At 36.5% G+C, this 24,517-nt stretch carries 23 protein-coding genes and 1 riboswitch; of the genes, 7 read left to right on the top strand and 16 right to left on the bottom strand.

Annotated elements, in window-relative coordinates; genetic code table 11:
• Positions 1–343: 343 nt before the first annotated feature.
• Both B371_RS0113295 and B371_RS0113290 read right to left on the bottom strand, forming a co-directional pair.
• Positions 344–1,780 carry an amidohydrolase gene (locus tag B371_RS0113295; protein ID WP_019414817.1) on the bottom strand — a complete coding sequence of 479 codons (1,437 nt, stop codon included), beginning with the start codon at positions 1,778–1,780 and terminating at the stop codon, positions 344–346.
• Between the two features lie 244 nt (positions 1,781–2,024).
• Entirely contained in the window at positions 2,025–3,323 is a 1,299-nt protein-coding gene (locus B371_RS0113290; RefSeq protein WP_019414816.1) for a M20 family metallo-hydrolase, read from the bottom strand.
• A 548-nt stretch (positions 3,324–3,871) separates the two neighbouring features.
• On the opposite strand from B371_RS0113290, the gene safA reads away from it, so the two are divergent.
• Positions 3,872–4,468, top strand: a complete 597-nt coding sequence (gene safA / locus B371_RS0113280; RefSeq protein WP_019414814.1) for a SafA/ExsA family spore coat assembly protein — start codon at positions 3,872–3,874, stop codon at positions 4,466–4,468.
• Positions 4,469–4,573: 105 nt separating this feature from the next.
• Here safA and B371_RS0113275 read toward each other — a convergent pair whose 3' ends face one another.
• The 9 genes from B371_RS0113275 to B371_RS0113235 form a co-directional block, all read right to left on the bottom strand.
• Positions 4,574–6,577 carry a TRAP transporter permease gene (locus tag B371_RS0113275; protein WP_019414813.1) on the bottom strand — a complete coding sequence of 668 codons (2,004 nt, stop codon included), beginning with the start codon at positions 6,575–6,577 and terminating at the stop codon, positions 4,574–4,576.
• A 20-nt stretch (positions 6,578–6,597) separates the two neighbouring features.
• Positions 6,598–7,026 carry a DUF1850 domain-containing protein gene (locus B371_RS0113270; RefSeq protein ID WP_019414812.1) on the bottom strand — a complete coding sequence of 143 codons (429 nt, stop codon included), beginning with the start codon at positions 7,024–7,026 and terminating at the stop codon, positions 6,598–6,600.
• A 25-nt stretch (positions 7,027–7,051) separates the two neighbouring features.
• Positions 7,052–8,032 carry a TAXI family TRAP transporter solute-binding subunit gene (locus B371_RS0113265; RefSeq protein WP_019414811.1) on the bottom strand — a complete coding sequence of 327 codons (981 nt, stop codon included), beginning with the start codon at positions 8,030–8,032 and terminating at the stop codon, positions 7,052–7,054.
• A gap of 609 nt (positions 8,033–8,641) precedes the next feature.
• Positions 8,642–9,916 (bottom strand): TRAP transporter large permease, encoded by a 1,275-nt coding sequence (locus B371_RS0113260; protein ID WP_019414810.1) that lies wholly within the window; start codon positions 9,914–9,916, stop codon positions 8,642–8,644.
• Entirely contained in the window at positions 9,913–10,410 is a 498-nt protein-coding gene (locus B371_RS0113255; protein WP_019414809.1) for a TRAP transporter small permease, read from the bottom strand. The genes B371_RS0113260 and B371_RS0113255 overlap by 4 nt, the downstream gene beginning before the upstream one ends.
• 13 nt (positions 10,411–10,423) lie before the next feature.
• Complete coding sequence (locus tag B371_RS0113250) at positions 10,424–11,482, bottom strand: DctP family TRAP transporter solute-binding subunit (RefSeq protein WP_019414808.1); 1,059 nt, start codon at positions 11,480–11,482, stop codon at positions 10,424–10,426.
• Positions 11,479–12,387 carry a hydroxymethylglutaryl-CoA lyase gene (locus B371_RS0113245; RefSeq protein ID WP_019414807.1) on the bottom strand — a complete coding sequence of 303 codons (909 nt, stop codon included), beginning with the start codon at positions 12,385–12,387 and terminating at the stop codon, positions 11,479–11,481. Before B371_RS0113245 ends, B371_RS0113250 begins: the two co-directional genes overlap by 4 nt.
• Positions 12,388–13,590: a CaiB/BaiF CoA-transferase family protein gene (locus tag B371_RS0113240; protein ID WP_019414806.1), complete on the bottom strand. Its 1,203-nt coding sequence runs from the start codon at positions 13,588–13,590 to the stop codon at positions 12,388–12,390.
• A gap of 17 nt (positions 13,591–13,607) precedes the next feature.
• A complete protein-coding gene (locus tag B371_RS0113235; protein ID WP_019414805.1) occupies positions 13,608–14,282 on the bottom strand; it encodes a GntR family transcriptional regulator in 675 nt (224 codons plus the stop codon).
• Positions 14,283–14,616: 334 nt separating this feature from the next.
• Between B371_RS0113235 and B371_RS0113230 the strand changes: the two genes are divergently transcribed.
• Complete coding sequence (locus tag B371_RS0113230; protein WP_019414804.1) at positions 14,617–15,027, top strand: hypothetical protein; 411 nt, start codon at positions 14,617–14,619, stop codon at positions 15,025–15,027.
• An 86-nt stretch (positions 15,028–15,113) separates the two neighbouring features.
• On the opposite strand, the gene B371_RS23805 is transcribed toward B371_RS0113230, so the two are convergent.
• Positions 15,114–15,263 carry a hypothetical protein gene (locus B371_RS23805; RefSeq protein WP_019414803.1) on the bottom strand — a complete coding sequence of 50 codons (150 nt, stop codon included), beginning with the start codon at positions 15,261–15,263 and terminating at the stop codon, positions 15,114–15,116.
• A 261-nt stretch (positions 15,264–15,524) separates the two neighbouring features.
• On the opposite strand from B371_RS23805, the gene B371_RS0113220 reads away from it, so the two are divergent.
• Together B371_RS0113220 and B371_RS0113215 are read left to right on the top strand one after the other, a co-directional pair.
• A complete protein-coding gene (locus B371_RS0113220) occupies positions 15,525–17,057 on the top strand; it encodes a DEAD/DEAH box helicase (RefSeq protein ID WP_019414802.1) in 1,533 nt (510 codons plus the stop codon).
• A 36-nt stretch (positions 17,058–17,093) separates the two neighbouring features.
• Entirely contained in the window at positions 17,094–17,876 is a 783-nt protein-coding gene (locus B371_RS0113215; RefSeq protein ID WP_019414801.1) for a YqhG family protein, read from the top strand.
• Positions 17,877–18,106: 230 nt separating this feature from the next.
• On the opposite strand, the gene B371_RS0113210 is transcribed toward B371_RS0113215, so the two are convergent.
• The 3 genes from B371_RS0113210 to B371_RS0113200 all read right to left on the bottom strand — a co-directional run bounded on the left by B371_RS0113210 (position 18,107) and on the right by B371_RS0113200 (position 21,102).
• The gene (locus tag B371_RS0113210) at positions 18,107–18,616 is read right to left on the bottom strand and encodes a hypothetical protein (protein ID WP_019414800.1); all 510 of its coding nucleotides are present in this window, start codon (positions 18,614–18,616) and stop codon (positions 18,107–18,109) included.
• Between the two features lie 402 nt (positions 18,617–19,018).
• Positions 19,019–20,653 carry an acyl-CoA dehydrogenase family protein gene (locus B371_RS0113205; RefSeq protein WP_019414799.1) on the bottom strand — a complete coding sequence of 545 codons (1,635 nt, stop codon included), beginning with the start codon at positions 20,651–20,653 and terminating at the stop codon, positions 19,019–19,021.
• Positions 20,654–20,718: 65 nt separating this feature from the next.
• Positions 20,719–21,102: a MerR family transcriptional regulator gene (locus B371_RS0113200; RefSeq protein WP_019414798.1), complete on the bottom strand. Its 384-nt coding sequence runs from the start codon at positions 21,100–21,102 to the stop codon at positions 20,719–20,721.
• Positions 21,103–21,320: 218 nt separating this feature from the next.
• Positions 21,321–21,436, top strand: a riboswitch (SAM riboswitch).
• Positions 21,437–21,581: 145 nt separating this feature from the next.
• Between B371_RS0113200 and B371_RS0113195 the strand changes: the two genes are divergently transcribed.
• The 3 genes from B371_RS0113195 to B371_RS0113185 are packed head-to-tail and all read left to right on the top strand — an operon-like array spanning position 21,582 to position 24,150.
• Positions 21,582–22,610 (top strand): methionine ABC transporter ATP-binding protein, encoded by a 1,029-nt coding sequence (locus tag B371_RS0113195; protein ID WP_019414797.1) that lies wholly within the window; start codon positions 21,582–21,584, stop codon positions 22,608–22,610.
• Positions 22,611–22,623: 13 nt separating this feature from the next.
• Positions 22,624–23,274, top strand: coding sequence for a methionine ABC transporter permease (locus B371_RS0113190; RefSeq protein ID WP_026023059.1), 651 nt, complete (start codon positions 22,624–22,626; stop codon positions 23,272–23,274).
• 18 nt (positions 23,275–23,292) lie between these two features.
• Positions 23,293–24,150 (top strand): MetQ/NlpA family ABC transporter substrate-binding protein, encoded by an 858-nt coding sequence (locus tag B371_RS0113185; RefSeq protein ID WP_019414795.1) that lies wholly within the window; start codon positions 23,293–23,295, stop codon positions 24,148–24,150.
• A 148-nt stretch (positions 24,151–24,298) separates the two neighbouring features.
• Here B371_RS0113185 and B371_RS24120 read toward each other — a convergent pair.
• On the bottom strand, positions 24,299–24,517 hold a 219-nt coding region (locus tag B371_RS24120; protein WP_237721538.1), incomplete at its 5' end, for a hypothetical protein.

The following is a 24,517-nucleotide window of genomic DNA, read 5'->3' as shown; positions in this document are numbered from 1 at the left end:
ATGAACACTGGGTTCATGGCACAGTAATTTTGTATACTTTCTTATATTTTAAGAAAAAACCGGAAAAGTATGCCCTGTCCTTTTAAGAAGGGTAACCATTAAAATCCGTTTATTTCCGCTACGGTGGACGCTTTTCGCGGGGCATGGCTTCAGTCTCCTTGTCACCGCCTGGAGCGCAAATCAGCGATATCATACTAGAGCCTACTCCTTAAAATACCGGAAATACTGGATTCATATCTCACTAAATTTATATACTTTATTGTCTTAAAATATAAAGAGGAAAGAAGTGGCAGCCACTTCTTTCCTCTAATTCTTATAGGTAAAACTTTATGTTTTATTGTCTTTACTTTATTGATGAAGGTTTTACATGCGCTGGAATTGGACATATATATGGATCATTAGCAAAGGTTTTTCTATGTTCATCCTGTACAGCTTTTAGCTTCAAAGGATTTTCGAAAAGATCAAGTGCAGCTCCTGCCATTGCCTCTGCCGCACGCAACATACCCGTATGGGCAAATGAGCTGATTCCTTGAGAAACCATTTGCCATGAATGAAGTGGTGTTCCTATTGCTGCAGTAGCAGCAGTCAGTTGAGCAGTCGGAACAATCCAACTGACGTCTGAAACATCAGTAGATCCTGGTAAAACCTCATTCGATGCAACATATTCAGAAATGGTATCTGCTAAGTATTTCCCTCTTAAATCACTACCATCACCACTATAACCAAAGCCCCTATTTAAGCTGACTGCATTTTTTTGTTCTCCTTCATTTAGGGATTCCCAAATGGATTTCGCGAATGCTTCCTCAACTTGGGTTGTAGCTTCAACTCCTGATTTATTTAAGTGTGTATGGAGAATTTGTTCTAACGTTCGATTAGACCGATAATTTGAACATGCTTTATCAAATTCCATTGTCATCTGAGTCCCTGTCATGAGTGCTGCACCTTCAGCCACTTTACATACCCTCTTAAATATTTCATCCACTTGATCTAACTTAGGTGCACGAATTAAATATAATACTTCAGTTTCTGCTTGTACTACATTTGGTGAAGAACCTCCAGCATTTGTAACAGCATAGTGCATACGCGCCTCAGGTATAACATGTTCTCTCAAGTAGTTCACTCCCACATTCATTAACTCCACAGCATCAAGTGCACTACGACCTAGATGTGGAGAGTTTGCAGAGTGTGATGAGATACCTTTAAAACGAAAATATACTTGGTAATTTGCAAGAAATGATAAACTCATAATGCTATTTACTGGTGAAGGATGCCAAGTTAGAGCTACATCTAATCCATTAAATACCCCATCACGTACCATAAACGTTTTACCAGATCCCCCCTCTTCCCCAGGACAACCATAGAATTTGACTGTGCCATTAACATTATGTTCTTGCATGAATGCTTTTACTGCATACGCTGCGGCCAGTGCACCAGTTCCCAGTAAGTTATGCCCGCACCCGTGGCCAATCCCTCCTTTAACTAGTGGAGAAGCTTTCGAAACGTTCGCCTCTTGACTAAGCCCGGAAAGTGCATCAAATTCTCCTAAAAATCCAATTATTGGCTTTCCTTTTCCATATGTTGCAACAAACGCCGTTTGAATATCAGCTACATTTCTTTCTACTATAAATCCTTCTTTTTCTAGAGCATCCGCCATATACTCCGCTGAATCGTATTCTTCAAAGCGTGTTTCAGGATGATTCCAGACATACGTACTAATCTCCTCAAAACGCTTTCGATTATTTTTTAAATAATCTTTTACTGAAAATGTTGTAGTTGTCACATATTCCACTCCCATTAAATTATTATGTTATTAATCTATTATACATTAATTATTTAGTTATTCGGAATATTCCAAACTCTAATAAAGTACTTTTACAATCCAGTGTTTCACAGAAAATACTCTGCAGTGTACCTTCTTGATTAAAGCTACACATAAAATAACCAAGCAACTAGATATTAGTAGGACAAAGAATGTCCACTACTTACTAGGCTGCTTGGCAATTATTTACTAACTTCTCATTTGTTTATCTTTCCATACACAATTCGATCGCTTGTTTAAGCATATGCGCACTAATCGTACAATCTGTTAAAGTTGTCCATTCTGCGGGATTGTGACTTACTCCATCTTTACTTCTTGCAAAAATCATAGCGACAGGAATTTTTGCACCTAAAATCATCGTATCGTGTGCTGCCCCACTAACAAGATACTTATTTTCTATGTTCATTTCATCTAATACACTATTTAGAATTCCTAGCATATCTTCACCAATAGGTACTGGTGAAGTTCGCATTTTTTCAGTAATTATTACGTTTACATTTCGTGCCAATGCAATTTCTTGTGCTTTATTTACAACACTAGACACTATTAGATCCCGCGTTTCTTCCTCGATGTCGCGAATATCGGCGTTTAAAGTTACTTTACCCGGAATTACGTTTGAGCCATTCGGTTCTACATCGAGTTTTCCTACTGTCGCAACTCCAGTTGTACTGATCGTTATCGGAGCTTTTTCAATAAACAATACCAATTCAGATGCTGCTACCAATGCATCTTGACGATCATTCATTGGCGTATTTCCTGCGTGTCCGGCTTTCCCTTCAAAGCGAAATTCTGTCCATGAAGGACCAGCGATTCCCTTTACAATCCCAACAGGTAAATTCGCCTTCTCTAATATTTTCCCTTGCTCAATATGTACCTCTATAAATCGTTCAATACCTATATCACTTCGTGTAGCTTTATAAAACTCCTCAACTGTTTTCCCAGTAGTCGCTAAAACTTCTTCAAAAGATAGTCCGTCCGAATCCTTTAAAGTAACTTGTTCACTCATATCTAGTACTCCGGTCATCGTACGACTACCTGTCAACCCACCATTAAACCGCGAACCTTCTTCATCAGTGAAAATATAAACTTCATAAGGCTTTAGAGGAGTAAATCCTTGCTCTTTCCATGCTTCTGCTACTTCTAAAGCGGCAATGACACCAAGCGGACCGTCGAAATGGCCACCTTCTGGGACACTATCAACGTGAGAACCAGATGCAATGGAAGGAACATCCTCATTTTGTCCAGTTACTCTTCCAACCACATTTCCAGCTCCATCTTGTGTTACCTTCATATTAGCGTCCTTCATCCAACCTATCACAAGTTCTTTTGCTTGTTGCTCAAGTTGTGAAAATCCCACACGTGTTACACCATTTTGAGTAGTAAGTCCTATCTGGGATAACGCATCTAGTCGCTTTGCAATTCGTTCTCCTGAAACCCCATCCTTTGTCCATGATGTATCGTAATCGCTAAGCAAGGCTTGTTCTAAATTAAACTGTTTAGTCATATTTTTCTCTCTCCTTTCTAAATCTCTGATTCTTACCTACTAGAATACTCATTGATTACATGATTTGTAAACCATAAGTGAGAAATTTCTTACTATTAAATTTTTATTAATAATACTGTAGAGAGGTTAATTAATAAGAAAAGGTGTCATATAAAACATATGTATAAAGAACTGCAAATATTTTTGAATTTAAGAAATATTTCATTTATTATAGTTTGTTTCTCAAATTATTATAGTTTAATTCAACAAATAAATAATTTGACTAGATAACTTTGTTTTGAAATATTAAGGTATATTTACTCTGTTTCAGGTCATGTTATTTGATAGGAGGAGAATAACATGAAAAGACATCTGTTATCGATGTCCCTTTTTGTTCTAACAAGATTTCAAACTCATGATACTTACACAGGAGGTAGTAGAGATACTCTTTGAAAAATTTCCGTTAAGTTTTAGATTGCATTAAAAGAGTTATTAATGAAAATTATCAAGTACTGGAAACTGGTATTGAAAAAATTTTATTGACAAACATTAGAGAAAGAGGAGAAAAAATGAAAAAATTTCTGTTAACTATAGCCCTTCTCATGTTCGTTTTCCCGTCTGCGTCTCACGCTATGGAAACTTACACGATTAAGAGCGGCGATACGCTTTGGAAGATATCCGTTAAGTATAAAATTGGCTTACAAGAAATTATTGACGCGAATTCACAATTTGATAACCCCGATTTGATTTATCCAAATCAAAAAGTTAATATTCCAAATATAGATGATATCAAGAGCGTAGAAAACGAAGTAATTAGGCTGACAAATATAAAGAGAGAACAACAAGGTATAGCACCTTTAAAATCTAATTGGGAACTTTCTAGGGTTGCACGGGAAAAGTCTAAGGACATGCATGTAAATAATTACTTTAGCCATACTTCTCCCACTCACGGCAGCCCATTTGATATGATAAAGAGTTATGGTATATCTTACAAAACTGCAGGTGAAAACATTGCTAAGGGACAAAATTCTGCGTCGGCTGTTGTTGAAGCATGGTGGAACTCCCCAGGACATAAAAAGAATATGTTAGATCCAGCCTTTACTGAAATTGGGGTCGGTTTTAATGAAGGCGGAAATTGTTGGACACAAATGTTTATAGGGAAATAACAAAGCTCTCTAGTCCTAATAACTGAGTAAGAATAAAGCGTCTTTCTAGCCGAACACTACAAAAAAGCTGAACACCCTTTTGGATGTTCAGCTTTTCCATTATGTTTAACTCGGTAATACCTTTTCTTTTCTAGCACTCATTACATTTAATGTAATCATGACTGCAACAATAATTAATCCAATAATATCTGTGTAACCTTCTGGGAATATTAATAATATAGCTCCTACACCTAATATTACTCGAGAAATGAAGCTTATATTTTTAAGGAAGAAACCTTCAACTGCAGCACTCAATGCTAAAATCCCTATAATTGATGTTAGGGTTATTAATACTATTGCGCTAATTTCAGGAAAAGGGAACTCTTTGGCGGTTGTTGCAACTCCAGTGGTATCAATCATCAACATTGCTGGATTATACACAAACAAATATGGAATGATAAAGCCAGCAATTGATAATTTCAATGCCTGGAAACCAGTTTTCATTGGATCGCCACCTGAAATACCAGCTCCTGCAAATGCAGCTAAAGCAACTGGTGGTGTGATATTTGCAAAAATCCCAAAATAGAATACAAACATATGAGCTACTAATATTGGAATATCAAATGCAGCTAATGCTGGCGCTGCCATAGTCGCTGTAATGATATAAGCAGGAATTGAAGGTAAACCCATTCCTAAAATCATCGACGCAATCATCGTGAAGAATAACGTTAAGAATAATGAACCCGCACCTAAACTTGTGATAGATGATGTCATGACTGTACCGAAACTTGTTAAACTTACAACACCGATAATAATACCAACAACAGCACAGGCAGTCATAACAGATAGCGATTGTCTTGCTCCGTCAGCTAATGCATCTAAAATATCTCGTGGATACATACGCGTTTCTTTTCTAACCTGACTAACTAGAATAGTTAGAAGAATCGTATAGAATGCCGCATACCCAATTGGCATTGATATATATAAGAAGTAAACGAGACCAAAAATCGGCAATAGCAAGTGACCTCGTGCTTTTAACACTTCTTTTACTTTTGGTAAGTCAGCTTTTGGTACTCCTTGTAAATTATCTCGTCCTGCTCGATAATGGACCTGCGCAATAACTCCTAAGAAGTAAAGCAATGCTGGTAAAGCAGCCGCTAATGCAATCGAACCATAGCTAACGCCTGTGATTTCAGACATAATAAAAGCACTTGCACCCATAATTGGCGGCAATATTTGTCCACCTATAGAGGCACTTGCTTCAACAGCCCCAGCAAAGTTTTTCGAATAACCGATTTTCTTCATTAATGGAATTGTAAAAGCGCCTGTTCCAACAACATTGGCAACAGCTGCTCCATTTATACTCCCCATAAATCCACTAGAAATAACGGCTACCTTAGCTGGCCCTCCTCTTTGTGCCCCTGCTAACGCTAAGGATAAATCATTAAATAATTGACCCATTCCAGATTTTGACAAGAAGGCTCCAAACAATATGAAAAGGAAAATGAATGTAACAGAGGCACCGATTGCACTCGAAAATAAACCTTCAGTTTTTAAATACATTTGTCCAAAAATATCTGCTAAATCATATTGACGAGTCATTAAGCGAGAGGGCATCCAACTTAAATGGCTAATAAAAGTGTAACCCAAGAACACTAATGCAAGGATAGGAAGAATTAGCCCAGTAATCCTTCTTGCTGCTTCGAGCACTAGAATAACTGTAATTATCGCCATGACAATATCACTTGTATTTGGAATACCACCACGTGTCGTCATAATTGCGGTATACTCTTTCAATAAATACACAGTTGAAGAGATTGATGCTATAAATAATATCCAGTCATACCAAGGTACTTTGTTCCGCACTTGGTTATTATGGGAAGGATAAATTAAGAACACAAGTCCAATTCCAATGGCTACATGAAGGGAACGAGCTTGTAGTTCCGGCATAGGATTATATGTGATGTATAAATGAAAAAGTGAATAGGAAATTGCAAGCGCCGTAATAAACCAAGCAATAGGTTTATTTGAAATCTGACGTACGACCGATTCACGATCGAATTTCTCTAGTATTTTTTGTCCATCTATAGCTGGATCTGCTGGAATTACTGCTTTTGGTTCTACACCCATCTCATTCACCTCTCAATATTTCATTTTAAAATATTCCACCATGGGAGTAATTTACTCTCAAAATGAACTTCCTCGTAATCTTCCACAAGTTCATACAAAGGAATTTCTTTATTTTCAAAGAAAACAGTAGTTTCCACTAAATCTGAAACAACGAGTAAAATATCATTCATTTCACGATTAATTGTCATGTGGACAAAACCATCATCTCGTTCTATTACTTCTTTATCACTTGGAACACCCGCTCCAAATGTTTTAAAAGCTGTACTAGTTAATATAAGTTTATCATTTTTCACTTGATACGATTCAATCCACTCTTCTTTTTCTACAGAATGGATCCATTGAACTTCGAAATTCTTTATATATAGGAAGAAAGTTGAGTTTGGTAGAGTAATTTCTACAAATCGTAGGGGGAAAATCACTATTAATAATAAAAAGAAGAGGAGTACCAATAAAAATGGACCCCTCAGTTTCCTTTTACTGTTCGTCATAGTATCTTTGTGCGCCTGGATGAACCGGAGCTACCATGCCTTGTTGAGCCGCTTCAACAGAAATATCTGCAGCTGCTTGATGAGCATTAGCTAATTCTCCAAGACCTTCAAAGAACGATTTTGTTAATTTATACACATCATCGTCGCTCATATCAGAACGTACAACTAATGCATTCATAATCGCTGCTGTCGGAACTGCTTCTTCGTTTCCGTATGTCCCAGCTGGAATGTCCATAGCAATGAAATACGCTTGATCTTGTGCTATTTCTTTAATTTTTTCAGGATCTACAGGAACTAACTTCATGTCTAAACCTTGCTCAAGCTCCATAAGTGAAGCATTTGGGATACCACTAGTTAAAAATGCAGCATCTAGCTTCCCTGCTTTTAAAGCATCAGCTGCTTCTGCATACCCTAAGTAATCCTCTTCAACATCATCGTATGTGATACCATGACCTTCAAGTAAATTTCGTGCATTTACTTCAACACCTGAATTTTGTGCGCCAACGGCAATTCGTTTACCTTTTAAATCTTCAAACGAGTTAATACCTGAATCTACAGTTGTAACAATTTGAACAAAGTTCGGATATAGCGCTGCAATTTGAGAAATGTTTTCTACTTTTTCTGGAAAGTTACCAACACCTTCAACCGCTTCACTTAATACATCACTCATAAGAAATGCCATTTCAACCTTCTCTTGCATAATCAAATTCACATTTTCTACTGAAGCTCCTGTAGTTTGCGTTTTCGAGTTTATTCCTAACTCACTTGAGTAACGCTCACCTAATGCCGTACCAATAATGTTATATGGACCCGAAGCTCCACCAGTTGCAATTGTTACTAAATTTGTATCTAAGCCTTTTGCCTCTTCACCATTAGTAGGTTCAGCACTTTCTTCTGTTCCACAAGCAGCTAAAACTGCACTTGCTAGAAGTACTGTTGCTATGCCTTTTATAAATTTTGTTTTCATTTATTATTTCCTCCCTTTTTATATGAATATAAAATCCAACAAGACTTATTATACACACTTATTGTAGAACTATGTTGAAGAAATTCTATGAACTTTCTATTAATTTTTAAAGTTAACAGAAAACGGACTTTAAGCATAATAACCAGCACATTAAGGACAAGATAACTAAATGGGATTTCAAACCATTATCGGTTCAAGTAAGTCACTCGTAGAAAATAACACCATTTCGATACGTTAAATTGTGTGGGAAATGAGAATTTTAGATATGTGCTAGCAGAGCTCCTATCTAACAGGAGTTTTCCACATTGTATCGACTTGGGTTTCTAGGTTGCTTTGGACTGCAAACCCCCAGCACCATAACCTCTCTCCTCCAGCAGGCAATCCTGCGGCGTGTGTGCGTCCGCCGCTCCCCAGCAACCTTCTCACGCACAGGTTTTTGATTTTGATTGACGAAAGAATGGACACTGTCTGCATAAAAAGTAGCGGCCGAAGATGCAATTTCGGCCGCTTGTTTCTTTTTTTAAGTTTTGGACTTAATTGTGTATATGAATCTATATCCCCTCAATAGCAAGATAACACTAAATTACTCATCATAACCTCACACACTTTTCAATCCACATTGTCCACTAAGAACGTTGCAATTTCCGGGAAAAACGACAAGACAACAATGAATAGCATCATAATAAGTGCATATGGAATAACACCTCTGACGATTTCATTAATGGTATTTGACCTATCAATACCTTTCAAAACAAACAAATTTAATCCGACTGGAGGAGTAATGAGAGCAAGTTCCATATTTATAACCATGATAATCGCAAACCAAATTGGATCAAATCCTAGTGCAATGATAATTGGATACAAAATTGGTAAGGTAATCACTAAAATTGAAATTGTTTCTAGGAACATTCCTAAAACCAAAAGTGCAAGATTGATTAAAATAAATATGATCCATGGTGAAATATCTTGTGAAGTTGCATAATTCGTTATCGTTTGTGGAATTTGAAGTATCGTCAATATGTATCCCAGTAACATTGCGCCCACAACAATAAATAAGATCATTGCATTCGTTTTTACAGTAGACATAATAATTTTTTTAAAATTCATCCAATTTAAATTCCGATAAACTAATGCCGATATTGCAAAACTCACTACAACACCAACAGCAGCGGCTTCCGTAGGAGTAAATATACCTGAATAAATTCCGCCAATAACTATAACTGGTAAAATTAGGCCCCAAATAGCTGTTTTAGTAGAATCCATTCTTTCTTTCCAAGTCGCTGGTACATCTTTTATGTGTCGAGTTTGATATGAGGCAAAAATCATAAAAGCTAACGTTAAAATTATACCTGGAACAATTCCAGCAATGAATAGTTTCCCAATAGATTCACCCGTTACAGATCCATAAATAATCATCGGTACACTTGGAGGTATCAAAATTCCTAATGTTCCTCCTGCAGCAAGTAATCCTAGTACATGCTTTTTATTGTATCCTCTACGGACCATTTCTGGTAAAGCAACAGAACCTACAGTTACAGCAGTTGCTACGCTTGATCCGGAAATAGCAGAGAAAATTGTACAACAAAATAACGTTGCTATTGCCAGTCCACCTGGTAAATGACGAAACCAACGACTCGCCATTTCATACAAGTCTCTCCCGACCCCACTGACTAACAAAATCTGGCTCATTAGTATATACATCGGAAGTGCCGTTAATGAGAAATCATCAAGTGATTTGTAAGATATAATGGGAATTTGCATAAATGCGAACGTACCACCATTAAAAAAATACATGCCTGCCACCGCTAGTAATGCTAAAGAAAATGCTACTGGTAAACCCAGTAATAATAGGGCCCCCATTCCACCCGCGAAGAAGATATTCATATATGCTCTCCTCCTTTATGAATGCCACCATCAATGATTTGCAAAACAAAGGCTAGACATAATAGAATACCTCCTACCGGAAGTAATAATTCCGGTAGGTACATCGGTACTCTTAATAATGAGGATGAAGTTACACCTAACTCCATGGTTTTCATCACGTGATGAAAACCATAAACAGTAAAAATAATACTAAATACTAGACCCAATGCATTTGATAAATAAGCAAGTAAAGTTTTTATACGATCATTCACATTATTAATTAATAAATCTACGGTTATGTGCGAATATGTTCGGACTGCAAAAGCACTTCCCAAAAAACAACTACCAATAATGGCATACGTTGATAGTTCAGTAGCCCAAATAGTAGGTTTGTTAAAAAACGATCTAGAAACGATTTCATAAAAGACCATAATCGTAGTCAGAATAATTAAGAATCCTGCTATATAAGCCCCTATTCGAATCAATACATCCGATAAGTTGTAAAGAACTTTCATATTGGATTCCTCCTTACTGCTCTTCCACCAGTTCAAGTAGTTCATTTCCTAATTCTCCAGCAATCTTAGCGTAAGCATCTTGTGCAGGTTTTGCTGCTGCTTTCCACTCTGCTAAATCTTCTTCAGGAACTACGTAAACTTCCATACCATTTGCTTCTAATTCTTTAGCTGATTCTAGGTCTTCAGATTCGGCTTGTGAACGAATCCAATCTTCCGATTCTTTAGCTGTTTCAGTTAATAACGTTTGTGTTTTCTCTGGTAGTCCATTCCAGAAGTCTTGATTTACTGCTAAAATGAACTCTAGATATGCATAATTATTAATAGTTAAATATTTTGTAACTTCGTGATATTTTCTTTGTAGCATCGCCGTGGTTCCTGAAGTTGCACCATCAACTGTATCACGTTGAAGGGCCATGTATACTTCCCCGCCGCCCATGAATACTGGAGAAGCCCCATACGCTTTAATTACTTCAGAAGGTATATCCCCGATACTGCGAATTTTTAATCCTTCAAAGTCTGAAGGTGATTTCAAAGGTCTTTTATTGTTTACAAATTGTACGTATCCATAATCTGCAAACATTAATACTTTTGCACCCTTTTCTTCCATAGCCGCACTCAATTTTTCCCCTAATACACCATTTAACATTTCTCCAGCTTTTTGGTAGTTAGGAAAAAGGTAAGGAACATCGAAAATCCCCATAGCTGGAACCGTACTAGACCAAAGTGTTGCCGAGTTAACGCCCATTTCAACTCCACCGGAAAGTATCGATTGATTCATGTCTTTATCTGTTAATAATTGACCTGCTGGATATACTTGAACTGTTATAGCACCATCTGATTTCTCCGTAACATCTTTTGCAAACTGCTCAATCCCAACTGAAATATGATGATCCTGAGGTAAGTTATATGCTAAACGTATTGTTGTCTCTTCATAACCTTCTTCAGTTGCAGTAACAGGTTCTGTTTCAGGTTCTTTTTCCGGCTCTGTTTCAGCTTCTTCAGGTGTATTACAAGCTGCGAGTATAAACATTGATACAATTAAAAAAGCAATTATTTTCATCCATTTTTTCATAATAAATTCCCCCTTGTGTGTTCTCTTTCAATGTGTCTAATTCGACCTAGTGGTTGTTTTGAAGAAAGACTCGCCGCGAAATCTGCTGCATCGAGTAATTTATCAAAATTCAGTCCTGTTTCGATGTTCATACGATGAAATAAGTACACTAAATCTTCAGTTGCTAAGTTCCCTGCTGCACCTGGAGCAAATGGACACCCCCCTATACCAGATACAGCCGTTTCAAAGATACGAACACCTGCTTGATAAGCAGCATACGCATTTGCAGAACCAAGTCCTCTTGTATCATGCAAATGAATGCCTACAGGAATTTCACCTGCAATTTCTAAAACCTTTTTCATTAAGCGTTCTACTTGATTCGGAGTGGCGATACCAATCGTATCTGCAATTCCAATTCGATCGACACCCACATTCCTCGCTCGTTCCACTAGACGTAAAACATGTTCTTCTGACACTTCCCCTTCATATGGACAGCCGAAGCTAACGGCAATTGAAAAGCATGTTTTAATACCATCTTTATTGGCATGTTTCACAAGTAATTCGAACTGATTAAAGTTTTCATCAATTGTTAAACCAATATTTTTTTGGTTGAACGTTTCCGTCGCTGAACTTACCCAGTTCACTTCTGAAAGTTGATGCTCTTTTGCTCGTTCGTAACCTTTTAAATTTGGTATGAGTGCAATAGCTTTCAAATCCTCAAAATTCGCAACCGCTTTTAATACTTCTGATGCGTCTGCCATTTGTGGCACTTTTAGTGGATGAACAAAGGAAGTCACTTCAACCGAAGATAACCCAGCATCAAGTAAAAGTTTAATTAACCTTTCTTTATCGCTTGTCGAAACTAGGTTCGGCTCATTTTGCAAGCCATCCCGAGGACTCACATCAATTATTTTCACGTCTGCCATTTATATGACTCCTTGTTCCTTTAGTTTTTTAAACTTTTCAAAGGAGAAATTCATAAACTCTGTATAAATTTCCTCGTTGTGTTCTCCTAAACGTGGCCCACTCCATTTAATCTCTCCCGGTGTTTCCGACAGCTTTGGTACAATACCTGGTACAAGAACTTTTATCCCATCAGGTAATTCAATTTCTTGAAGCATTTCTCTTGCTTTATATTGCTCATCTTCAACAATTTCTTTAATGCTGTATATAGGTCCAACTGGAACTGATGCCTCATCCAAAATTCGTTGCGCTTCTTTTATTGGATGCTTTTTTGTCCATTCTTCAATTGTTGCATCGATGTACTTTACATGATCAGCTCTGCCTTGATTGTTAGAAAAGACTGGGTCATTCGCTAAATCTTCTCGACCCATGACTGTCATCAAGCGTTGGAAAATCTTATCCCCATTCCCTCCAATGACTAAGTGCTTTCCATCTGCACATTCGTAAGTATTTGAAGGAGCTATACCGGGTAATGTACTGCCAGTTCGCTCTCTTACCGTACCTGTTAAATCGTACTCAGGAAGGATACCCTCTAGTAAACTAAAGACCGATTCATAGAGTGCTACATCAACAAGTTGCCCTTTTTTCTGGGCGTCATCGTCTCTCGCGCGAAGTGCCATGAGCGTTCCAATAACAGCGTATAACCCTGCTACTAAATCACCAAGTGCAAGTCCGACCCTCACAGGTGGTAAATCAGGGTAACCAGTCAAATAGCGAATTCCCCCAATTGCTTCTGCTACACTGCCAAATCCAGGTTTCTCGCGGTAAGGACCAGTTTGTCCATATCCTGAAATTCGTGTCATGATGATGGAGGGATTCACTTCCTGTAAATCTTCTAAACCTAATCCCCATTTTTCTAAAGTACCAGGTTTAAAGTTTTCGAGAACCACATCCACTTTTTCAGCTAGTTGTTTTATTATCTTTTGACCTTCTGCTTCTCTCATATTTACGGTGATCGATTTTTTATTTCTCGATTGAACATGCCACCAAACTGATGTGTTATTGTGCATTACCCTCCAATTGCGAAGAGGATCACCCTTGGTTGGTTCTTCGACTTTAATCACTTCTGCACCAAATTCAGAAAGAATTTTCCCAGCAAATGGAGCAGCAACTAAATTACCTAATTCAAGTATTTTTATACCATCAAGTGGTTTTCTTTTAGACATCGTCAGGCCTCCTTTGTCTACGTACTCAGTTTCATAAACAGTGTGTAATCGCTTTCAATATGGGCTTTCATAAATTGCTTCGCTTTTTCCGCATCCTGTTCGACAATTGCTTGGAAAATTTGTTGATGATCTTGCATCGCATGTTGAATATGTAGAGGATTTTCTTCCAGAATGGATTTCCGATAAAAACTATTGACTCCTCGTAGTTGAGAAATCATCGAAACGAGAAACGGATTCGCACTTGCTGAGATGACTGTTTCATGAAAATTCAAGTTTACATCATGAATCTTTTTTAAATTATTGGTTTGAGTGATTTTCCCAGTTTGAGGTAGAGACGAGTGAATCAACTCTAGCAGTTCTTCCGTCCGACGTTGCGCAGCATAAAATGCGGCTAATGGTTCCATCTCTACCCGACATTCATACAAGTGATGGAAATCTTGAATTGATGGATCAACCACTGTTACACCACCAGTTTTATTGACAAACAACAATCCATCCTTTTCCAACATTCTAATAGCTTCACGAATCGGGCTTCTGCTCACTTCTAATTCGTCTGAAATCTTTTCTTCTATTAATCTCTCACCAGGCTTAAGGCCACCAGTGATAATGTGTTCCCTTAAATAGTCATATACTTGTGTTTTTAGAGTAGCTCTCTTTTTCACAATTTGAACGATAACAAAAACTCCCTCCATCTCGTCGACTGTATACAATTTTCTCTTATTAGAGAAAGAATACTCAAAAAAATATAAATAGTCAATCACTTTTGAATATTTTTTTTTTTTCTGTCTATTTAGATACGGTGGAATTACTTCACAAAATCAGATATTTAGAGTTTAAATCGGAGAAGGAAGAAATTGAATTACCTAAAAGAAGGATTTCTCTCGTTGAGTTATCATAGTCGATAACTCACATTAGATTTGTTACCTGTTGATTTTAAAAACTTGGCACAGCCATTATAATGACTGATTTAATATGTAAATGGGTATCACTGTTTTATAAATACGATAATTCAGTGGAGGGATAGCGATGTTAAAAGGAAGTAAACGTTCATTATTACTTGGAGGACTAGTCTCAATGTCTTATGCTTATTTCAAAAAGAAGCAGAATCGAGATAAAGCAAAAATCACTATTCAAAATACCATAACTAGAGTATCCACAATTTTAAACTCTAAGAGCGGAAAGCAATCCCATATGACCAAAGCAGGTTTCTCAAATCCAAATGATCCAGATGATAATCGTATGGTAGAGGAAGGATCAATGACAAGTGTTCAATATTATAACGAGAAAGTGCAGGGAGCCGATTCAAGAGGAAACGCCAGAAAGGCTTTCCCTAAATCTCAACAAAAGCCACAACCTGAACGGAAAGAATCCTTACAAGATGATAATAACCAATCTCCCGCAAAACAAGAAAATGCTCCAAAAGTGATTCCTAATTGATTCGAAGAGAGATTAAGGAAATCTAATTCCTTCCTAGCCGCAAAAAAACCGTGAATCCAATGGGGATCACGGTTTTTTATACATTCCTAAAATCCACCTACCTCATCGACATCGTGATTGTTTTGACCATCTTTTACTTGAAGTGATTTTTTTTCTTCCTCACTTAACTTATCTTGTTTAATTTGTTCGTAGACTTTTTCATCCTTTGATTGCTGCTCATAATGTTTATCTTTCATTTACTCTATCCCTCCATTTAAATTCATGTTCTAGTTGTTTTATCCTTAATGAGCAAATTTATAACATAGAATACACATTATTATTTTTATTTAAGGATTACATCTCTAAGCTTTTACCATAAGAACTCTTTTTACTGCGCTTATTTTTGAGCAGTTCAAAGGAGAATTTAGGACTCAGATAAAAAGTTCAATTAAATGAACATAGTACCTTCTTTTTTGGACAACCTAATAAGATAGAATAAGTTGTATGAGGTGAAGTTCATGATAATTGAAAGGTCGTCTGAGTGGAAAGAAGGCTTCATAGAACGATTGGACAAGCTTGAAACATGGGACAATTGGTCACTATATAATATGAGTTATGACGTAGTCAAAACTAACTTAATTACCGAATTTACTGGTCTTCAATCTCCAAAATACCTGCCTAACCTAACACCACTTCGACATCAATTGGAAGTAGCAGAAACGGTTATTGAAAGAATGAACGGAAAAGCAATTCTTGCAGATGAAGTGGGACTTGGTAAGACCATTGAAGCAGGTTTAATATTGAAAGAATATCTAATTAGAGGGCTTGTAAAAAAGGCGTTAATTCTAGCTCCAGCTTCTCTTACGAATCAATGGATAGATGAATTAAATCAAAAATTTTATATTCCTGCTATTTCTTATAAAAAAAATTATGTTTTAGATGATTACACTGTAGTAGTAATGAGTATGGATATGGCAAAAAAAAGCCCCCACAAAGAAGTCATATACGATCAGAATTACGACATGATTATCATTGATGAAGCTCATAAATTGAAAAATCATAAAACCAAAAACTATGAGTTTGTTCAAAATTTAAAGAAAAAGTTTTGTTTGTTGTTAACTGCCACTCCAATTCAAAACAATGTATTGGAATTATTTCATCTAATTTCACTACTAAAACCTGGACACCTAGGTAATATTGAGTCCTTTCAATCATCGTTTTCCACCAATAACCACAGTTTGGATCAAGATGAGTATTTAAAAGAATTGGTAAATCAGGTGATGGTCCGAAATAGAAGACAGGACACTGGTATTGAATGGACAAATCGACGTGTACTAACAATTCCAATCCAATTTACCAAAGAGGAAAAAGAAGTCTACGAATTGATTTTAGACCTTAAGAATTATTCAACTGTTTTTTCGGGTTCCTTCTCTATGATTACTCTACAAAAGGAAATGTGCAGTAGCAAAGAAGCTACCTACTTGACCTTAAATAAAATGCGACAAAAATGCGTTGATCCAGATGAAATAGCCTATGTAGAAGGAATCATTCAAAAATTGATGACATTAGAAATAAATTCGAAAGCTGAAAAAGTTTTTGACATTATTTCAAATGCAAATGATAAAGTCATTATTTTCACCGAATATCGCGCTAGTCAAGCATATTTACAATGGTATTTATATTCAAAAGGAATTAGCAGTGTTCTATTTAACGGTAAATTCAAGAAAAATAAACGCGATTGGATGAAGCAATTATTTAAAGATCAGGCACAAGTACTAATCGCAACAGAATCTGGAGGTGAAGGAATTAATCTGCAATTTTGTCACCATGTCATCAACTATGATTTACCGTGGAATCCCATGAAGTTAGAGCAGCGAATTGGACGTGTTCATCGGTTAGGACAAGAACATGATGTTCATATATATAATCTCGCTATCGACAATACCATCGAAAAATCTATATTAGACATGCTTTATGTTAAAATTGGTGTCTTTGAAAAAGTAGTGGGTGAGTTAGATGATATTTTATCGGCTTATAAAAAATCAATGTAGATAAAAATTATAGGGGCATTTAGAGGAGGATTGTACATGTACCCACAACAAATTCATAGTTATTTACTTAAGTTTTTCCAAGAAAATGATTGCCATATTATCAACGGAAATGACCACTACTTCTCGGTTCAATTAACAATTGATATGGATAAAAAAATAATGAATCGGCCATTTTATTGGAGATACTTAGAAAATACAAATGGTGTTCCTAATCCCGCTCAATTAACGTTTATAACAGACCAAAATAACTTAAATGAAGATATTAGGGGTGAGGTGGTCCACTTTGGTTCACCTCGGCTCAATCAAATATTTCAAGCAACAAAAGATTTGGGTACATTTGTCCAAATGTATGAGAGTGTATTAGATATACGGAATACAAAAACCATTTTAACCCCTTGGTTAGGCGTTAATTATAAAGTGTCATATTACAGTGATCAAACGAAAGAAATGCTTCACTCTTTAGGCATTAACTTAATCACAGGTAATCTTATGAATGATTTTCACGAATGGTTAAGTGAAGTGGATTTGGATTCAAAGATACCAGAAGATACGATTAATTTGACATATATTATAAAACCACTTCGAGCACTAGAACGATTAGATTTGGTAGTTGAACAATTTATACATCAAGATGATGACACATGGGCAGAAGAAGCAAAGAGCAGATGGAAAAAGGACCGAGAAGTATTAGAACACTTTTATGAAGGAGTAGAAAACAAACCCGAATGTTATGAAATGGAAGTTAAAGCATTGGAAGAACACTACGAAGCAAGAATTAAAATTGAAATTATTAATGGTGGATTATTTTACATGCAATGAAATACGGATATGTGAATTTATGTAAATTAATAAGGCTTACCATAGAAGATACTATCTGAAAACAAACTTAGATTAGCATTGATTTCATGCTTTTTAAACTTAGTTAAATAGGACAATAAAAATCGCACAAATCTCATTTTGTGCGATTTTAGACGGAAGGTTAAACTTAGCTAAGGTTTAGTTTGGTTTTACACTAAGCTACTTTTCATTCTATGGGATAACTTCAAGTTCTAGTTATTCATAAACAGCTCTATCTCAGCAATTTTAACTTCATTTACATATTTCTCTATAATGGTATAGTTCAATTCTTCTCTTAATAATTCTCTAATTAAACCTATCCAAAGGCTGGGAAGAAAGATACACGCTCGTTCTTTATTCATCAATTTATTTACACGCTGCTCCCAGCTATTATGTAATTCAATCACAACTTTTACTTGAGAAAACATCGATATTCGCACATTCCCCCACCCTGCATTTCGGTAAAGATCGCTGAATTCAATTAAAATGTTCTCTAAATCGGTGCGATCGGAATAAGACTGACTTACAAGAGCCCCCAAACGGAATCCAAAAGTACTAAGAAGCATCTTCTTTTTCTCTTCATCAACGAATTCATTTAAAGTCATCATAAATACTTCTAGTGTTTTATCCCAAATAATTATGGCAGGATCATCATTATGTGTAAATAATCCTTTTTCATTACTCCATGCAAATTCATCACTATTTATTTTAAAATTCGACATTATTTAGAACCCCCTGTTAATTGACTTAAATAAGCTTAAGACTTTAGAGTAAAAAGTACGATTTACAATTTTCTGTCTTTATGTTCAGCTAATTAATAAAAAAATCAATAGAAACATTTTTTGAACACACCTCCAATATTTATAATATTAAATCTATAATACTATATACAGAACAAATGTTCCAATTTAAATAGAAAAAATGTTAAAATTTTCTCTATTATTTCCTTACTTCAAGAATAGATTTTATATGGCATCTAGTCTGCTTTTCATTATATTGCAAAAAAGTTAATCGCCTTTTAGGCAATTAACTTTTTTTAACACCATAATTTGAATACCTTCATACAAAAAGAGACAATAAAAATCTAAAATATTTTATATAAATAAACTCCCGAATCAACATGTTTACTTAAATAGTTGACAGGTTTTCATGGGATCACCAATTTTTCGCATATTCCAGGTTGTCTCCAAATAAATTTCAGCTAAAAGGACCATGCGCTCTCCCTTTGACTCGGACATTTCTAGAGACACAACACTTTCATATACTAGTGCCATTCGCTCGGCCAAAGCTTTTGCTTCAAACGTTTGCAAGTCTTCATCTAATCGTGAGAACATAGCTAAGTCAATATCTAAATCATCCAGTATCCGAATAACTTTCGGTTTTAACGAACTCATTTGAATTTTTTCCAGTCTCAGTTTCATTGTATCCACAAATAATATATGTGCGTTAAATTTCCTTACTAATCTTACGAATTCTAAGCCTAAAATGTTTGCGGTACCTTCCCAAACGGTTAGAACTTGCGCATCTCGCAGTAATCGTGGAGTCACAAAATCTTCTATATAGCCGTTACCGCCATGCATTTCAATCGCTTCATGTGCAAAATGAATCGCTTGTTCGGCTGATTCTTTTTTCAAAATCGCAATATATAATCGAGTTAACACGATTTCTTCTTCACTTGCTTCTTTAGCTACCACACGGTCATATAACGTAATTAAATCAAAAACAGTTGTAAGTTCAACTTCCATTTTTGCAGTTAGTTTTCCTAACGTGTCCTGTACCATTGGAAACTCAACTAGTTTTTTTCCAAACGCATCTCGTTGATGAGCATAATCGGAAGCCTCATTTAAAGCACGTCTCATTATTCCAAGAGATGCGACAGCGTTACAGATTCTTGATAAATTTAACGCTTCCATCATATATTTTAAGCCATGTGCTTTATCACCTACAACGTACGCAATTGCTCCTTCGAACTCTACTTCCCCGCTTGGTACCGCTCTTACACCTAACTTATCTTTTAATCTCCGAATTGCAATTCCGTTTAATGAACCATCTTCATGTCGCCAAGGAACAGCAAAAAGTGTCAGTCCTCGTGAACCTTCTCGGGCACCCTCTATACGTGCCAGAACCATCGCCACACCTGCCATTCCAGCATTCGAAGCAAAATACTTTTCACCATATAATTTTAAATGATCGCCATATGGGATTGCTTTTACTACATTCGCTCCAACATCCGAACCTCCTTGACGCTCCGTCAAAAATGTTGCACCTTCAAATAACTCTTCATCTCCTGTTGAACACACATGTGGCAAAAATTTATCTTTTAACTCATCATCTGCATAGTGTTCAAGTAAGAATGCTGTCGCCATCGTAAGAGTTACAGGACAGTAAAAACCAGGTTCTGCCTGGGATAAAATATAGCCTTGAGCAAAACTATACAAGTAGTTCCCAGGGCTTCCGACTTCAGGAATCTCTTTATGCAAATAACCTACAATTCCGGTTTGATACGTTTCCTTCACGGTCTCTTTATAGCCTTCATTCACCCACACTTCCGAAACGTCTTCACCGAACCGATCAAATTTCACCAAGCGCGGCTCCCCTTCTCGATCCGTATGACGAGCACGCTCATCAATCTCATTTGCTACTCGATCACCAAACTGACTTAAAGCCTTATGTGCATAAGAAAACAAATCGGGCTGCATTCCATTTCTCAAAATCTCCTGTAATGTTTCATCTTCAGTATAAAAATTACGTCTACTCATGTACTCTCCTCGCCCTCTCAATTAAAAAATACCTGGCATCCCTTGATACAAAACACGTAATAAATTCAATGCTCATTGCCTTTTAAATTAATCAACTTTTCCGAAAACTCAAGTAGCAACAATTCCATTTCCGACTTCATCTCTTGCAATTCTCGAATCTTCTCACCGATTTCAGCTACCCGTTCATTGCCATACTCAATAGTTCGTTTCAACTGCCTTAAACCCGTTCGATCCAAATCAAACAACAATACCATCTCTTTTATTTCTTCCAAATTAAATCCAAACTGTTTGCCTCGAACAATCAACTTCAATTTTGCACAATCAGAAGATCCAAACATTCGAGTATTACTCGCAGTTCTACTTGGGTTCAACAAACCTAGCTCCTCATAGTAACGAATTGTTCGCTTTGTTACACCAAACTCATCCGCCACTTCAGCAATACTTTTCATGTATAACCCTCTCTCTCTGTTTATATATTTTAACATTAACGTTAACGTTAACATCAAGTCTATTTCTAAAAACTACATATTTTCCCCTGAAGTAAACTGCCGATTATTGTAAAATAACATAAATATCATTTGAATCTGTTTATTTCGACTATTAAATAACATGTTGACAAGCTAATATAATACGGATATAGTAAACAACATAATTAAATATGCGAAATTTCTTATCAAGAGAAGTGGAGGGCCTGGCCCTATGAAACCTCGGCAGCGGGTTTTTACGTTATGTAAAAATACTGTGCTAATTCCAGCGAACAATTACTTGTTCGATAGATAAGAAGGAGTATTCGAAATGATTTTATGTGCAATAACACATATTTATTTGCCTTCGTATGCCTCTTCTGTCTAATGACAGGAGAGGCATTTTTTGTTGGTCATACCCCCACTCAAAGATATTGATATACGTAGAAAGGAGAAACAAAAAATTGATTAAATTTCAACAAGTAACAAAATCATTTCAAACCAAAGATCAAACGGTTGACGCATTAAAAGGGATTGACCTTACTGTTGATAAGGGAGACATTTTCGGAGTAGTTGGTTACAGTGGTGCCGGGAAAAGTACTCTTATACGACTCGTTAATTTACTCGAGCGACCTACAACTGGTCAAGTGTTGGTGGACGGACAGTCACTAACCTTACTTAAACCAAAACAACTGAGAGCAGAACAGAAAAAAATTGGCATGATATTTCAGCATTTCAATTTATTAAATTCCAAAACCGTTTTCGAGAATGTAGCTATTCCGCTTGTCTTATCAAGAACTTCAAAAGTTGAAATTAAGGCACGTGTCGAAGAATTACTAGAATTTGTTGGTTTAGCAGACAAGGCAACCAACTATCCTGAACAATTATCAGGAGGTCAAAAACAGCGAATTGGTATTGCCCGTGCGCTTGCAACTAATCCATCCATCTTACTTTGTGATGAAGCAACATCTGCACTTGATCCACAAACAACTAGCGCAGTTTTGCAATTGCTCAAAAAGATTAATCGACAATACAACATTACTATCCTACTTATAACGCACGAAATGTCAGTAATTCGTGAGATTTGTAACAAAGTAGCCGTGATGGAAGGTGGACTAGTAGTTGAACAAGGGTCAGTATTGAATGTCTTTGCTTCCCCTCAGACAGAACCTGCTCAGAACTTCGTTCGGACAGTAATTCACGACGAAATTCCGCAGAGTGTTGTAAGCAACGCCATTAAAAACAACACACATCCAATCATTTGGAAAATAAACTTTGTTGGAAACACATCAAGTCAACCACTGCTTTCTACAATCTCTAAGAAATTTGATATACACTTAAGCGTTCTCTCAGCTAATATATCGGAGATTCAAGAAACACCATTTGGGAACTTAATTATCGAAGTAACAGGTGACTCAAATGAGATTAAGAAAGCATTAACACACATTAGAGACGAAGGTTTTGCTGTTTTGGAGGTGAATGTTAATGAATAACACCTTATGGGGCATGGAAATTACAGCTGAACAACTATTAGTAGCCTTTGGCGATACACTTTACATGGTGGCAATTTCATTAGTATTCTCTGCGCTAATCGGTTTACCTCTAGGAATTTTGCTCGTCATTACACGTAGAGGCCATATCTTAGAAAATAAATGGATTTTTAACATTTTAAATCCAATCATCAACATCTTGCGTTCCGTCCCTTTTATTATTCTACTTGTCGCAATTATTCCTCTAACCAGATTAATTGTTGGCTCAGCTATTGGAACTACCGCTGCCATAGTGCCACTCGTGTTTTATGCAGCACCTTATATTGCACGACTTGTCGAAAACTCGTTGCTCGAAGTAGACAAAGGAATTATTGAAGCTGCCCAATCTATGGGTGCAACGGTTCCACAAATTATTTTTAGATTTTTGATTCCTGAAGGATTAAGTTCTCTTATCCTTACCTTCACCACTGCAACCATTGGTTTAGTCGGGGCATCCGCAATGGCTGGTGCCGTTGGAGCTGGTGGTGTTGGAGACTTAGCACTGACATATGGATACCAACGATTCGACACCATGACCATGGTTGTTACCGTTGCAGCACTTGTCATCATTGTGCAATTATTACAATCACTCGGAAATATTGTTTCAAAAAAAATAAGAAGAAGATAACCATTGGAGGTAGGAAAAATGAAAAAATTACTAATCGTACTAATCAGTTTAACACTAGGATTACTTGCAGCTTGTGGCAATGCAGAAGAAGAAACTACTGGAGATACTGCTGGAGATACAACTAAAGTAAAAGTAGGTATCAGTAGTGGAGACACCCGCACCTGGGATTACATCGTAGATATCGCAAAAGAGCAAAACATAGACATCGAGCTCGTTAAATTTAATGACTATGTTCAACCAAATATTGCTTTAGCTGAAGGCGAAATCGATGCAAACGCATTTCAAACAATCTCTTACTTTGACGAATTCAAAACAGCTCAGAATTTAGATATCGAAGCTATTGGCTCTACAGTTATCGCACCAATGGGGATTTACTCTAAAAAACATACAGCACTTGAAGATCTTCCAGATGGCGCAACAATAGCATTACCGAACGAAGGTACAAACTTTGGTCGTGCATTACTAGTTCTTCAAGAAGCTGGTTTAATCACATTAACTGATGACTTTGAAGGAATTGGCGCAATCAACAAAATAAAAGACAACCCGAAAAACTTAGAATTTGAAGCCGTAGCAGCTGGAAATACTCCACGTTTTCTTGACGACGTTGATGCATCAATCATCAACAATAATTATGCAATCGAAGCAGATTTAGCATTAGAAGACGCATTATTTCACGAAAGTGCAACAGCTAAACCATACATCAACATTATCGCAGTAAAATCTGGTGATGCTGATCGACCAGAACTACAAAAACTAGTAGAAATTTACCATACAAAAGAAGTTGAAGATTTTATCATCGAAACATATAAAGGTAGTTCAATTCCAACATTCGTTTCACTTGAAGAACTACTTAACTACAAAGACGCTTGGAAATAATCTAAACGTTTCCTACTCCCCTCTCTACTTGTGGGGAGTTTTTTTTACTAGTTTGTTAGTCTTCATGACACACCTGTCTTATAGTATTAACTAGTCTTCAGTTAGTTTTTTAGGGACAATTTCAGTTGGATTTTTCATTCATATATTTTTACAACATTTTACTATTCCAACTTGGAACGTGATTTTTCCAACTTGAACTGCAAAAATTCCAGCTTGGAGTCCGTTTTTTCCAACTTGAACTGCATTTTTTCCAACTGAGCCAACGCTCACCCATAATATCCTTTAAAAGACTCATCATATTAGCTGTTTTGGCTAGCACCAAAACCTTTTCTGTTGGTGATACGTCCTTAAAACATACTATTCCAAC

It is taken from the genome of Paenisporosarcina sp. TG20 (assembly GCF_000286315.1).
Classification (GTDB): Bacteria; Bacillota; Bacilli; order Bacillales_A; family Planococcaceae; genus Paenisporosarcina.
This window is presented reverse-complemented; position numbering and strand designations above follow the sequence as displayed.

Excerpts from the sequence above, each read along its gene's own strand:
- B371_RS0113185 (WP_019414795.1), top strand. The coding sequence starts at position 23,293 with ATGAAAAAATTACTAATCGTACTAATCAGTTTAACACTAGGATTACTT.
- B371_RS0113240 (WP_019414806.1), bottom strand. The coding sequence starts at position 13,590 with ATGTCTAAAAGAAAACCACTTGATGGTATAAAAATACTTGAATTAGGT.
- B371_RS0113215 (WP_019414801.1), top strand. The coding sequence starts at position 17,094 with ATGTACCCACAACAAATTCATAGTTATTTACTTAAGTTTTTCCAAGAA.
- B371_RS0113290 (WP_019414816.1), bottom strand. The coding sequence starts at position 3,323 with ATGACTAAACAGTTTAATTTAGAACAAGCCTTGCTTAGCGATTACGAT.
- safA (WP_019414814.1), top strand. The coding sequence starts at position 3,872 with ATGAAAAAATTTCTGTTAACTATAGCCCTTCTCATGTTCGTTTTCCCG.
- B371_RS0113260 (WP_019414810.1), bottom strand. The coding sequence starts at position 9,916 with ATGAATATCTTCTTCGCGGGTGGAATGGGGGCCCTATTATTACTGGGT.
- B371_RS0113210 (WP_019414800.1), bottom strand. The coding sequence starts at position 18,616 with ATGTCGAATTTTAAAATAAATAGTGATGAATTTGCATGGAGTAATGAA.
- B371_RS0113220 (WP_019414802.1), top strand. The coding sequence starts at position 15,525 with ATGATAATTGAAAGGTCGTCTGAGTGGAAAGAAGGCTTCATAGAACGA.
- B371_RS0113275 (WP_019414813.1), bottom strand. The coding sequence starts at position 6,577 with ATGGGTGTAGAACCAAAAGCAGTAATTCCAGCAGATCCAGCTATAGAT.
- B371_RS0113190 (WP_026023059.1), top strand. The coding sequence starts at position 22,624 with ATGGAAATTACAGCTGAACAACTATTAGTAGCCTTTGGCGATACACTT.
- B371_RS0113205 (WP_019414799.1), bottom strand. The coding sequence starts at position 20,653 with ATGAGTAGACGTAATTTTTATACTGAAGATGAAACATTACAGGAGATT.
- B371_RS0113250 (WP_019414808.1), bottom strand. The coding sequence starts at position 11,482 with ATGAAAAAATGGATGAAAATAATTGCTTTTTTAATTGTATCAATGTTT.
- B371_RS0113265 (WP_019414811.1), bottom strand. The coding sequence starts at position 8,032 with ATGAAAACAAAATTTATAAAAGGCATAGCAACAGTACTTCTAGCAAGT.
- B371_RS0113230 (WP_019414804.1), top strand. The coding sequence starts at position 14,617 with ATGTTAAAAGGAAGTAAACGTTCATTATTACTTGGAGGACTAGTCTCA.
- B371_RS0113200 (WP_019414798.1), bottom strand. The coding sequence starts at position 21,102 with ATGAAAAGTATTGCTGAAGTGGCGGATGAGTTTGGTGTAACAAAGCGA.
- B371_RS0113255 (WP_019414809.1), bottom strand. The coding sequence starts at position 10,410 with ATGAAAGTTCTTTACAACTTATCGGATGTATTGATTCGAATAGGGGCT.
- B371_RS23805 (WP_019414803.1), bottom strand. The coding sequence starts at position 15,263 with ATGAAAGATAAACATTATGAGCAGCAATCAAAGGATGAAAAAGTCTAC.
- B371_RS0113235 (WP_019414805.1), bottom strand. The coding sequence starts at position 14,282 with ATGGAGGGAGTTTTTGTTATCGTTCAAATTGTGAAAAAGAGAGCTACT.
- B371_RS0113245 (WP_019414807.1), bottom strand. The coding sequence starts at position 12,387 with ATGGCAGACGTGAAAATAATTGATGTGAGTCCTCGGGATGGCTTGCAA.